Annotated in this window: 10 protein-coding genes; 7 read left to right on the forward strand and 3 right to left on the reverse strand. The window is 62.4% G+C overall.

All coding sequences use genetic code 11. From position 1 onward, the window contains the following. The 7 genes from menD (at window position 1) to G5149_RS18475 (ending at window position 9,826) form a co-directional block, all read left to right on the forward strand. The gene (menD, locus tag G5149_RS18445) at window positions 1-1,758 is read left to right on the forward strand and encodes a 2-succinyl-5-enolpyruvyl-6-hydroxy-3-cyclohexene-1-carboxylic-acid synthase (protein ID WP_421213276.1); all 1,758 of its coding nucleotides are present in this window, start codon (window positions 1-3) and stop codon (window positions 1,756-1,758) included. Continuing rightward, window positions 1,718-2,515 (forward strand): 2-succinyl-6-hydroxy-2,4-cyclohexadiene-1-carboxylate synthase, encoded by a 798-nt coding sequence (menH, locus tag G5149_RS18450; protein ID WP_421213278.1) that lies wholly within the window; start codon window positions 1,718-1,720, stop codon window positions 2,513-2,515. The genes menD and menH overlap by 41 nt, the downstream gene beginning before the upstream one ends. Next, window positions 2,508-3,368, forward strand: a complete 861-nt coding sequence (gene menB, locus G5149_RS18455) for a 1,4-dihydroxy-2-naphthoyl-CoA synthase (RefSeq protein ID WP_005354934.1) — start codon at window positions 2,508-2,510, stop codon at window positions 3,366-3,368. Before menH ends, menB begins: the two co-directional genes overlap by 8 nt. Further along, window positions 3,368-4,297, forward strand: coding sequence for an o-succinylbenzoate synthase (menC, locus tag G5149_RS18460; RefSeq protein WP_421213280.1), 930 nt, complete (start codon window positions 3,368-3,370; stop codon window positions 4,295-4,297). The genes menB and menC overlap by 1 nt, the downstream gene beginning before the upstream one ends. After that, window positions 4,290-5,717, forward strand: a complete 1,428-nt coding sequence (locus tag G5149_RS18465) for an AMP-binding protein (protein ID WP_421213282.1) — start codon at window positions 4,290-4,292, stop codon at window positions 5,715-5,717. Before menC ends, G5149_RS18465 begins: the two co-directional genes overlap by 8 nt. 216 nt (window positions 5,718-5,933) lie before the next feature. Continuing rightward, window positions 5,934-8,693, forward strand: coding sequence for a collagenase (locus G5149_RS18470; protein ID WP_421213283.1), 2,760 nt, complete (start codon window positions 5,934-5,936; stop codon window positions 8,691-8,693). A gap of 185 nt (window positions 8,694-8,878) precedes the next feature. Further along, window positions 8,879-9,826 (forward strand): ElyC/SanA/YdcF family protein, encoded by a 948-nt coding sequence (locus G5149_RS18475; protein WP_421213285.1) that lies wholly within the window; start codon window positions 8,879-8,881, stop codon window positions 9,824-9,826. Window positions 9,827-9,910: 84 nt separating this feature from the next. Here the strand turns inward: G5149_RS18475 and G5149_RS18480 are convergent, their stop codons facing one another. From G5149_RS18480 to G5149_RS18490, 3 genes are all read right to left on the reverse strand, one after another. Continuing rightward, window positions 9,911-10,525: a superoxide dismutase gene (locus G5149_RS18480; protein ID WP_421213287.1), complete on the reverse strand. Its 615-nt coding sequence runs from the start codon at window positions 10,523-10,525 to the stop codon at window positions 9,911-9,913. A gap of 17 nt (window positions 10,526-10,542) precedes the next feature. After that, complete coding sequence (locus G5149_RS18485) at window positions 10,543-11,022, reverse strand: hypothetical protein (RefSeq protein WP_005354955.1); 480 nt, start codon at window positions 11,020-11,022, stop codon at window positions 10,543-10,545. A gap of 174 nt (window positions 11,023-11,196) precedes the next feature. Continuing rightward, a complete protein-coding gene (locus G5149_RS18490; RefSeq protein ID WP_100644989.1) occupies window positions 11,197-12,213 on the reverse strand; it encodes a chemotaxis protein in 1,017 nt (338 codons plus the stop codon). Between the last annotated feature and the right edge of the window lie 77 nt (window positions 12,214-12,290).

Raw genomic sequence — 12,290 nt, forward strand, 5'->3', positions numbered from 1 at the left:
ATGCCCACCCGTAAAGAGCCTGCCAGCGAAGAGTTTGCCTGCACACCGTTTTCGAGCCAGCACGCCACCTTCAACCACGTCTGGTCCTCCCTCTTGCTGGAGGAGCTCTTTCGCCTCGGGGTGCGCGACATCGCGCTGGCCCCCGGCTCCCGCTCCGCGCCGCTGACCATGGCGGCCGCGGCCCATCAGGGCTTTCGTCGTCACCTGCACTTTGACGAGCGCGGTCTCGGCTTTATGGCGCTCGGGCTGGCCAAGGGGAGCAACCGGCCGGTGGCGGTGATCATGACCTCGGGTACTGCGGTGGCCAACCTCTGGCCCGCCGTGGCAGAGGCCCAGCTCACCGGCGTGCCGCTCATCATCCTCTCGGCCGACCGGCCGCCCGAGCTCATCGACAACGGGGCCAACCAGGCCATCGACCAGCAGGGGATCTTCGGCCGCTACCCCGTCTATCAGCAGAACCTGCCGAGCCCCACCGCCACCATCCCGGCCGCCTTCGTGCTGAGCTCGGTGGACCAAGCCTTGGCCAAGCAGGTGCTCACCCCCGGGGTGGTGCACTTCAACTGCATGTACCCCGAGCCCCTCTACCCGGGCGAGCACTATCAGGATTTCTCCGACTATCTGGCCCCCCTCGGTGACTGGCTCAACTCGCGCAAGCCATGGAGCCCGTGGCAGCAAAACGAGCCGACCTGCCCCCCTCAGGCGGAGTGGGAAACCTTTCGGCAACAGCGCGGCATTATTGTCGCCGGCAGGATCACTGACACCGAACAGGCACAAGTGGTCGCCGAACTGGCAGAGCAACTTGGCTGGCCGCTGCTGGCGGATCTGCAGAGCCAGATCCGCTTCGACAGCCGCAACCTCATCCACATGGATATGGCGCTCAACGACCCTGAATTCGTCGCCGAGCTGGGTCGCGCCGAGGTGCTGCTGCAATTTGGCGCGCGGCTTGTTTCCAAGCGGCTTGGCCAGTTCATCAAACACCATTCATGGCAGGATTACTGGCTGGTGGATCCGCAACCGGCGCGGCTCGATCCCGACTACCGGCTGCGCAACCGGCTGCTCTGCAGTGCCAGCGCCTTTGCTGCGGCCCATCCGGTCACCACACAAGCCCCTTGGCACACATTGGCCGAGCTGCAACACAACGCCAGCCAGCAGATCGCCGCTGCCTGCGAGCACTTCTCCGAGCTTGGGGTCAGCCATCGCCTCAACCGCCTGATCGAAGGCCAACTTTTTGTCGGCAACAGCATGCCCGCCCGACTGATGGATATGCTCGGCGAAACGGGCAAGGGGCCGAGCCGAGTGATGACCAACCGCGGCGCCTCCGGCATCGATGGTCTGATCGCCACCGCCTACGGGTTTGCCCAATCGGTCGAGCCGGGCAGTGATGAGCCCACCACCCTGCTGCTTGGCGATCTCAGCGCCCTGCACGATCTCAACAGCCTCGCCCTGCTCAGCAAGGCGAGCCGACCGCTGGTGGTGATCCTGCTCAACAACGATGGCGGCAGCATCTTTCGTATGTTGCCGGTGCCCACCGAAGGGGAGCTGCTGGAGAGCTACTACCGGCTGCCCCACGGCCTCGGCTTTGAACATGCCGCCGCCATGTTTGGCCTCGCCTATCGCGCGCCAACCACCCTGCTCGAGTTCGAACAGGATTACCGCGCCGCCCTCCAACATGGCGTTACCTTGATCGAGATCCGGGTACCGAGCGAGCAGGTGGCCGATGATCTCAAGGCGCTGGGGGCCGCCATCCGTGGCAAATAAAGATGCCCATGTGCCGCTGGTGCTGCTGCACGGCCTGCTGGGGGATGGCGGCGACTGGCAACCGGTGATCGACCGGATGCCCGCCATCCACTGCATCGCCCTCGATCTACCGGGTCACGGCCAGCATAGCGCTCTCACCGTCAGCGACTTTGAGCAGAGCCACCAGTGGTTGATAGCCGAGCTGGCCAGCCGCAACATTGAACGCTATCTGCTGGCGGGTTATTCGCTGGGGGGGCGACTGGCCCTCTATCACGCCAGCCGCGAGCTCGCCGGGCTACGGGGGCTGCTGCTGGAGAACTGCCACCCGGGGCTACCGGCCAGTGAACGGCCCGCCCGCATCCAGCACGATGAACAGTGGGCGCGGCGCTTCGAGCAGGAGCCCCTGGCTGATGTGCTGGAAGATTGGTATCGGCAGGGGGTGTTTGCCGATCTTGACGATGCGGCCCGGGCCAGCCAGATCGCCCGCCGCCTTGGCAACGACGGTCAGAGCATCGCCACCATGCTGCGTGCCACCTCGCTCGGCAAGCAGCCGGATCTCGCCCCCTGGCTCATGGCGAGCCAGCTGCCGGTTACTTATGTGAGTGGCAAGCGGGATCACAAATTCCATCAGCTGGCTTGCCAGCTGGCGAACCAGGATCGCAGAATCAACCACTTGGTGCTTGATGGCGGCCATAATCTGCACGCCCATCAGCCTGATAACTTTGCCCGACTCCTCGCGGAGTGGGTCAACCAACAAGAAGAGACGAGTCATGATTGAAGCAATGACGGAAGCTGAACTGTATGCACCTGTTGAATGGCAAGATTGCTCCGCCGGTTACGAGGACATCCTCTATCACAAGTCCAACGATGGCATTGCCAAGATCACCATCAACCGTCCCCAGGTGCGCAACGCCTTCCGCCCCCGCACCGTCAAAGAGATGCTGCAGGCGCTGGCCGATGCCCGTTATGACGATCAGATCGGCACCATCATCCTGACCGGTTTTGGCGAGAAAGCCTTCTGCGCCGGCGGCGACCAGAAGATCCGTGGCGACTACGGTGGATACCGCGATGACGAGGGGACTCACCACCTCAACGTGCTCGACTTCCAGCGCGACATCCGCACCTGCCCGAAACCTGTGGTTGCCATGGTAGCGGGCTACGCAGTCGGTGGCGGCCACGTGCTGCACATGATGTGTGACCTGACCATCGCCGCCGACAACGCCCAGTTTGGCCAGACCGGTCCGAAAGTAGGCTCCTTCGACGGCGGTTGGGGTGCTTCCTACATGGCTCGCATCGTCGGCCAGAAAAAGGCCCGCGAAATCTGGTTCCTCTGCCGCATGTACGATGCTCAGCAAGCCCTCGACATGGGTCTGGTCAACACTGTCGTGCCGCTGGCGGAACTGGAGCGCGAAACCGTGCGCTGGTGCCGTGAAATGCTGCAAAACAGCCCGATGGCGCTGCGCTGCCTGAAAGCGGCGCTCAACGCTGACTGTGATGGTCAGGCGGGCTTGCAGGAGCTGGCGGGCAATGCCACCATGCTGTTCTACATGACCGAAGAGGGTCAGGAAGGCCGCAACGCCTTCAACGAAAAGCGTCGCCCCGACTTCTCCAAATACAAGCGGAACCCCTGATGACACTAGCCCTGTATCGCTATCAACTGCCTTTTACCCAGCCACTGACCTTTCACGGCAAGGTGGAGGTGGCGCGAGAAGGGCTGTTGGTGCGCATCAACGACGGCTGGGGGGAGATTGCCCCCCTGCCCGGCTTCTCGAAAGAGAGCCTGCAACAGGCAGAGGCAGAAGCCCTTGCCACGCTGGCAACCTTGGCCGCTGGCGACACCCCGAACCCCGTGCTGCCGTCGGTGCAATTTGGCCTCGACTGCGCGCGCCGGACATGGCCCGAGCAGCGCAACCCGCTGCCGGAGCCCTATCCCCTCATTCAAGGCTCCCCCCAGGAGCTGCTGCGCAACTGGAAAGAGTGGCTGCACCGCACGCCCGGCAAGGCCAAGCTGAAGGTGGCGCGCTACCCGATGCGTGACGAGCTGGCGCTGATCCGCCTGCTGTGCGACCGCCTCCCCTCCCTCAAGCTGGTGCTGGATGCCAACCAGGGCTGGACCCGCGAGGAGGCGTGGACCTTCTGCGGCCATCTCGACCCGAACCGCATCGAGTATCTGGAAGACCCTTGCGCCGACTTTGCCGACATCGCCTTTGTCGCCAACCGCACCGGCATGCCGGTGGCGCTGGACGAACTGCTGGCACAAGGCAAGCCGTGGGAGCCGATCCCGCAACTGCGCGCACTGGTGCTCAAACCCACCCTGCTCGGTTCACTTGCCAACTGTGAAGCGCTGATCGCCCGCGCCCGCGAACTGCGGATCAAGGTGATCATCTCCTCCTGTTTCGAATCGGATCTGGGCCTGAACCAGCTCTTTCATCTGGCTGGCGAGTGGGCACCGGAACAGGCGCCGGGGCTGGATACCCGCCGCTGGATGGCAGGTAATCTGCTGGGGGAAGATGGCAAACCGGATCTGAGCCGACTGGAGCAACTGTATTACCGTGATTGAACCCTCCCGCTCACCCGAACAGACACCTTGCCCGGTACGCCACCGGGCAATCACAGCCCCCAACCGCATTGCCATCCACGCAGCCGCCCCCCTCAGTTACCGCCAGCTCGATGCCCGCCTCAACAGCCTGTGCCAACAGCTGGAACAGGCCGGAGTGCGCCGTGGCGGTCATCTGGCGGCGGTGGTGCGCGGAGCGCTGGAAGATGTGCTGCTGGCCTGGGCCTGCGTGCGCAGCGGCGTGGTGTTCTGCCCGCTCAACCCCGCCTTTCCCGTTGAAAAACAGCGCGAGCTGGCGGTGCAACTCGACGCCAGCGCCTTCTGGTCTGCGGGCGAGATCCCGGCAGGAGAGTGGCAACCCTTAGAGCTCAACTTCACATGCGAGCTGCGGGCAAGCGAGGAAACCTGGCCGCTGGCATCGACCCAGCTCAGCAACATGATCCTCACCTCGGGCTCCAGCGGCACGCCGAAAGCGGTGGTGCACCGGCTCTGCAACCACCTTGCCTCGGCGCGCGGCTCTGCCACCCTCATTCCGCTCGATGAGGAGTGCGGCTGGCTGCTCTCCCTGCCGCTGTTCCATGTCGGCGGCTACGCCATCCTGTTTCGGGTCTTTCTGGCAGGCGCCACCCTGGTGCTGGATCAGCGTGAACGGCCCCTCAAGGAGCGGCTGGAGTGCCAACCCATCACTCACCTCTCGTTGGTGCCGACCCAGCTCTGGCGCCTGCTGGCAGAGGGTTTTGACCCCGCCCGCACCCGCCTGCGCGAGCTGTTGCTCGGTGGCGCCGCCATCCCGCAACCGCTGGTGAGTCGCCTCTGCGCCATGGGGCTCGAGCCCAAGGTGAGCTATGGCCTCTCCGAGATGGGGAGTCAGGTCTGCACCGCGGTACCCGGCGATGCGGGCGTGGTCGGCCTGCCGCTGCCAGGACGGGAGGTGTGCATCCGGGAGCAGGAGATCTGCGTGCGCGGTGCCACCCTGTTTGCCGGTTACTACCGGGCAGGAGAGCTGGATCTGCCCCTCGATGGCGAAGGGTGGTTTCATACCCGCGACAAGGGGCGCTTCACTGCGGCAGGGGAACTGCTGGTGGAGGGGCGGCTCGATAACCTCTTCATCTCGGGTGGCGAAAACATCCAGCCCGAGACCATCGAGCAGCGACTGGTGGATCATCCCGCCATCGCCCAGGCGCTGGTGGTGCCGGTGCCGAGCGACGAGTGGGGGCAACGCCCCGCCGCCTTTATCGACTGGCACGGCGGACCGGTTCCCGACTCCGAACTGGCAGCCTGGATCCGCAGCGCCCTGCCCGGCTTTATGGTGCCCGACCACTGGCTCCCCTGGCCCGATCTTGGCGGCAATCTCAAACCCTCACGCCAACAGTTGGGCAAGATTGCCCGACAGCTGACCACTCGGGCACAACAAGCTGAATGAGATCGGACTCACAATTTACCGATCTGCTCTGAAAACAGAAAAGGAAACATGTGAGTCTTCACTGCGGCGGCAGCTCCCGATAATCCGCATAGATGCTAGGCCATGACATCTTATTGATTTATATGGCCTAAAATTGAAAGTTGATATCCCTTTGGAACCATTTAGATTGCTTTGCGATTACTCGCAAGACAATACACAAACAACAAAGGGATAAAAATGAACCGTTCAGGTACCGGGTGGCTGCTGCTGGCAGGCCCCCTGCTTTTGGCTACATCCTCGGCGCAAGCCAACTACTCCCCCAATGACTGGCGACAGTATCAGCTGACTGGCGAATCGAGCCGGCAACTGGCTGCGCGCATCACCGAGATCACCTACGAGCTCAAGGCGCGCAGCAGCAACGCCCCCTATCAGCAGCTCAGGGTCTACCGTCGCTTCGACTGGCAGAGCAGCGATCTCGCCGCACTGGCCGAACAGCAGTGTGGCGAGCCGCAGCTCAAGGTAGATGCGGGCTGGCAGATCCGCTTCGTACGCTGTGAAGATCGGATTCCGGCGGGCAAGCTCATTCCCGCCAGCAGTTATGACTTTGGTTATGGCCTCAAGCAGGGTCGCTGGGAGCAGCTGGCGGGCACGCCGACCGCCCAGCGGCAGGATCGTCTGCCGCTGCCACAAGCCATCATCCTGGGTCAGAGCGAAAGGGAGCTGGATCGCTGCGAACTCAACGCGCAGGGCCGCTGCACCGAGTCGGAGTGGCACTATCAGCCGCAGGATTGGCAGCAGTTGCAGGTACTTGAAGAGACCCCGAGTGAGCGGGATGGCCGGTTGGAGCAGATCTTTTTCCGTCTGCAACCTGTGGCAGGCAGTCAGGCTGCCGCTCAGGTCAGCGAGATCCACGTCTGGCGCCGCTATCAGTGGCAGCTGGATCAGCTCACGCCTCAGCAGGAGTGTGATGAGCCGCAGGAACGCAAGGAGGGGAGCAACACCATCCGCTATCGCATCTGCCGTCAGGTGATCCCTGCAGGCAGCGAGGTTCAGGTAACGCTGCAAGATAGCGGCTACCAATACCCGGTCGCTGGCGGCGAGTGGCAACCCCTGCCAGAGAGCAAAGCGTGGCAGGAGAGTCGGGTGCTCAATCGCCCCATCGTGCTGGCCAGCAAGGAGGAGCAGCTGGAGTGCCGCCGCGCCAACGGTCGTCTCTGCTCCGAGCCAGAGCAGCCCGATGTGGATCTGCTCGACAGCGATGCCGCCAAACTGGTGGCCGACGTGAGCGGCCAGAACAGCCCTGCCTGGCAGGCGGATTACGGCCACGATGACGCCAAGCTGATGGCGGTGGTTCGCGGCATGCGTGCCCTGCTGGCGGCCAACCAGCCGACCCATCCGGCAATAGACAAGCTGCTCTACTATGTGCGCGCCCATAACTACCATGGCGGCGTTGGCAAAGAGAGTGATCAGGCCGCCCGGGCTCTAGCCGGGGTAATGATTGATCTGCTCAACCACCCCCTGCTGCTGGGTGCCGAACCACAGGATCAGGCTGGCACAGTGCTGGAAGCCTGGAGCGTAGCGGCGCAGGGACAACTTGGCCAAGCCGCCTTCCGCCAGAGTGCCGCCCCCATGCTGGCCCAGCTCAACCAGGCGCTCGGCTATGCGGTGCAACATGCGGCACAGATCAATGGCCACAAACCCTGGGCCGATGGCCTGTTCGAGCTGCTCAATCTGGTCGATCAGAGCGCCTCTTACGGTCAGCAGGCAGACTTCAGCGCAGCTGTGCTGCAACAGGAGGCGGCATTGCGCCAGAGCCTGCTGCAACTGGGCCTGAGCGAGCTGGCCCTCTGGAAACAGCGCGATGGCTCACGGGATCTGTTTATCTTCAACAACATCCTCGATGCCCACAGCCGCCTCTACCAGATGATGCGCTATCTCCATCACACCAGCCTGGATAAGGCGATCGCCTATCGCCAGCAGCTGGATCGCGATGTCATCGCCATCATGCGCCAGCAAGGGCTGATCCCGGGTGGACAGCATCCGGCTGCCATGCTGGAAGATGTCTCCCTGACCCTCTCCAGCTACTACCTCACCTACACGGATCGCACCAGCGAAGCCTGTGTCAGCGGTGAGTTCGCCGGGCTTTGTACCCCGATCCGCATGGAAGATATTCTGCCGTTCGAGCACACCTGCTCGCCAACCCTGCGTCTGCGTGCTCAGGATCTGACCCAGGCTCAGGCCGAAGGGATCTGCCGCGAGCTGGGTGATGAAGAGCAGCGCTTCCACCAGCAGATGGAGACAGGCTGGCAACCGGTGGCCGATGATCACAACGAGGCGCTGGAGCTGGTGATCTTCAACTCCTCCGCCGACTGGGGCCGCTACGGCAGCGCGCTGTTTGGTGTCTCCACTGACAATGGCGGCATCTACATCGAGGGGGATCCAGCTCGTCCCGGCAATCAGGCCCGCTTCTTCGCCTATGAGGCAGAGTGGAAACGCCCTGCCTTCCAGGTGTGGAACCTGCGCCACGAGTACGTTCACTATCTGGATGGCCGCTTCAACCAGTACGGCAGCTTCGGCCACTATCCGCTCAACCGCACCACCTGGTGGGCCGAGGGGATTGCTGAGTACATCGCCCACGGCCAGTGCTTTGCCCGGGGTCTGGATAACGTGGCAAACCGCCCCGCCAACCAGCGTCCGACACTGGCGGCTATCCTCCACCTTGACTACGACCAGGGTGGCGAGATGGTCTACTCCTGGTCCTATACCGTGCACCGCTTCCTTAACGACACCGGTCGCGGCGCCAGCTGGCTGACGCTGGCACAGGCGCTGCGCAATCCGGATCGGCAGCAGGCGATGAGCGACTTCGAAGGGGAGCTGGACCGGCTGATCGCCAACGACAGCGACGCCTATCAGGCATGGCTCGCCCGGGATCTGCTGCCCTGGTGGCAAGCAAACAAGGAGTCAGACGCCTGCAAGGGTAACGACTCCGCCCACTGATAGACCTTCACCGACCAGAGGGGCTGCCACCGCAGCCCCCGCTTTATCCTCCCGCTTTCCCGACCTCTGCTGCGACAACCTCTGCCCGAATGAGGTGCCCGCCCGTTATCAAGCCTGACGCCGGCGGCCGAGTTGTAATAGAATGCCGAGAGCCACCCCCTTTTCAGACCCTGACCGCACCACGCATGAAGAAGTTTGCCAAGATCCTCCTCGCCTGCCTGCTGATACTGCTGGCACTGATTGCCTCGGTGCTGGCCTATAGCGAATGGATCGTCTCGGATGCCCGCCACTACACCTACGATCAGGTGGACGAGGTGCCCTACAACCGGGTTGCGGTGGTGCTGGGTACCTCCAAATATCTCTCCGGTGGCGGCCCCAACCACTACTTCAAATACCGCATCAAGGCGGCGGCCGAGCTCTACAACAATGCCAAGGTGGACTTCATCATCGTCTCCGGTGACAACGCCACCGTGCAGTACAACGAGCCACGCCAGATGCGTCGCGCCCTGATCAAGGCGGGTATCCCCGCTTCCGCAATCTATATGGATTTCGCCGGATTCCGCACCCTAGACTCAGTGGTTCGCGCCAAGGAGGTGTTCGGTCAGGAGCGCTTTACCGTGGTATCCCAGGGCTTTCATAACGAGCGGGCCATTTTCATCGCCCGCCATTTCGGTATCGATGCGGTTGGCTTCAATGCCGAGGATCCCAGCGCCTATCAGGGGATCCGCACCCGGGTGCGGGAAGTCTTTGCCCGCCTGATGGGGCTGGTCGATCTCTACGTGCTGGACAAGGGGCCCAAATTTCTCGGAGAGCCAGTGCCCGTCGGTCTGCCTGTGCCTTGCCTGTCACTGAGCACCATCGGCAGCCTGCAACCCTGCCTCAAACAACCCAAACCGGCGGTGGATGAGGCCAAGCCAGCGGCAGTCTCTGCCGCGGTTGCCACCGAGTCGGCTACTCCATCTGCCTCGGCCGTGACTGAACAAGTCACTCCTGCTGTATCCGCAGCGGCAACGACTAAGCTGGTCACTCCCGCCCAACCCGCGATGGAAACCGCCGCAGAGGCGTCCAGCACGGCCTTGCCCACATTGCCGATGACCCCTTCAGCCGCCAGCGTCAGCACTGCCACACCATAAACAGACGACCCGCCAACTGGCGGGTCTTGTTATTACAGCGCGGGTTGTAGCGGTGAGCCTGCACACCCATTCCCAGCGACCAGGTCAGCCTCTCACCGCCTGATAGCGACGGGCCACTTCGACCCAATCCACCACCTGATAGAAGGCAGCGATATAGTCAGGACGCTTGTTCTGGTACTTGAGATAGTAGGCGTGCTCCCACACATCCAGCCCCAGGATCGGGGTATGGCCATGCATCAGGGGACTATCCTGGTTGGCACTGCTCTCCACCTGCAATCTGCCCGCCTTGTCCACCACCAGCCAGGCCCAGCCACTACCAAAGCGGCTCAGAGCCGCCTGAGTGAAAGCCTGCTTGAAGGCATCGAATCCCCCCAATTCCCGCTCGATGGCCAGAGCCAGCTCACCGCCCGGCTCACCGCCCCCCTGCGGGCTCATCACCAGCCAGAACAGGGAGTGGTTGGCATGGCCGCCGCCATGGTTGCGGACCGCTCCCTGCAGGGCGGTTGGCAGGGTGTCGAAGCGGCTCAGCAGCTCCTCTACCGGCAGTGCGGCCAGATCGGGCGCCGTTTCCAGTGCGGCGTTGAGGTTATTGATATAAGTCTGGTGATGACGGCTATGGTGGATCTCCATGGTCAGTGCATCGATATGGGGTTCCAGTGCGTCGTAGGCATAGTTCAGGGCTGGCAGAGTATGGCTCATGATGACCTCTGTTCGGATTAATGGAGCCGGGATGAGGGCTCGCTCTGACACAGGCAGTGACCGAGCGAACGCATGATCCCGGCGTGGCTGCCGTGGCGCTGTACGAACGTCAGCAACTCGGCACGAGTTGTGCGGGTATGGCGCAATGCAGCCTCTCGCAGGCGAGAGGAGCAAGCGGGGGAGTGACAGGTCGCCAGCAGGCAGTCGTGCACATAGCAGAGCAGGTCGGCGGCGCGATCGGGCAGAGTCATGGCCACCAGCAGATCCGCCAGATTGTGGTGAGCCACAACCAGCGCAGCCACCGCCTCATCCGCGTCGTGCCACTGAACCAACTGCTGACGAGCCAGCCAGAGCGCCTGCTGATAATGAGCCAACGCCTGATGATACTCGCCGCAGTCAAACAGCCGATTACCCTCTCGGGTCTGCTGTTTCCAGTGACTCATGCTGCTGCCACCTTCGGTCGACTCGACCCACCCCTTCACCCAGGTTGCTGTCATATGCTTCACACCAACAAATGATAATAATTATCATTACATGAGTCGTATCCGGGAGACAAGGGGCGTCGGGATCGCAACAAATAGCCAAAACAGCGCGGCCACCCCTTGGCAAGGAGTGGCCGCTTGAGGCACCGGTCAGTGGATTCGACCGGCCAATTGGAAGTTAATGGCAGGTCAGATGTTGTTGGCGGGCGAAGGCGGGGCAATTCCCAGCAGCATGTGATCCATCATCCCCACCATGCGCCCTATCTCGGGCTTGGTGATGGTATCGTTGGCCCCCAATTGCAGCGCTTTCTGACGGTTGTCATCGCTCATCAGGGAGGAGAACATCACGATGGGCATCTCCTTGTAGGAGGGGGTGTCCCGCAGCCGCTTGAGCAGGTGCATGCCATCCATGCGCGGCATCTCCACATCGGTGATCACCGCATTGACAAAGCCGGTCACCGGCATTCTCTCCTCCTGGGCCAGACGATCGAAATCCGTCATCATCTCCAGTCCCTCTCCCCCGTCCTTGGCCGTGATCACGTTGTAGCCAGCGGTGCGCAGGGTGGTCTCGATCATCTTGCGGATAAAGGCCGAGTCGTCCACCACCAGAATGGTTTTGCCCTGGCGCAGCGCCATCATGCGATCGTCGATGAGCACCTTGCGGTCCTGGGTGACGTCGTACTTCTCCATGCTAAGTTCGGGATTGATGTCGGCGATGATTTTCTCGAAATCGAGGATCATGATGAGGTTGCCATCGCGCCTGACCACGGCCACCACACAGTCGTTTTCACCCGCTTCCAGAAACTGGCTGGGGGACTCCACATCCTCCCAGGAGACCCGGTGGATCCTGCTGACACTGTCGATCAGGAAGCCGTTGGCCATCTTGTTGAAGTCGGTGACAATCACCACCTTGTGGCTGGGATCCGGGTTGGTTTTGATGCCAAGCCAGCCCGCCAGATCCACCAGCGGGATCAGCCGATCCCGCAGGGAGAATACCCCCACCATGTGGCGCTGGGCATTGGGGTAATCTGTAGTCTCCGGCACCCGGATCACCTCGCGCACCTTGGCAACGTTGATCCCGTAGTAGGCGATCTTTTCGCGCCCGTCCGGCAGCTGCTTCTTGAGGTGAAATTCGATGATCTCGAGCTCGTTGGTGCCGCTCTCGGTCAGAATGGATTTACGCTCTTCCCCGTCTTTGGCCATCATGGTGACTCTCATGTTCTGGTTGCGCAGGCAGCACTCTGCTGCGGTTTTCCCTCAGTATAGGAATGGAATTCGCCCAG

Origin of the sequence: Aeromonas sp. 600479 (assembly GCF_049175515.1) — a bacterium.
GTDB lineage: Bacteria > Pseudomonadota > Gammaproteobacteria > Enterobacterales > Aeromonadaceae > Aeromonas > Aeromonas veronii_A.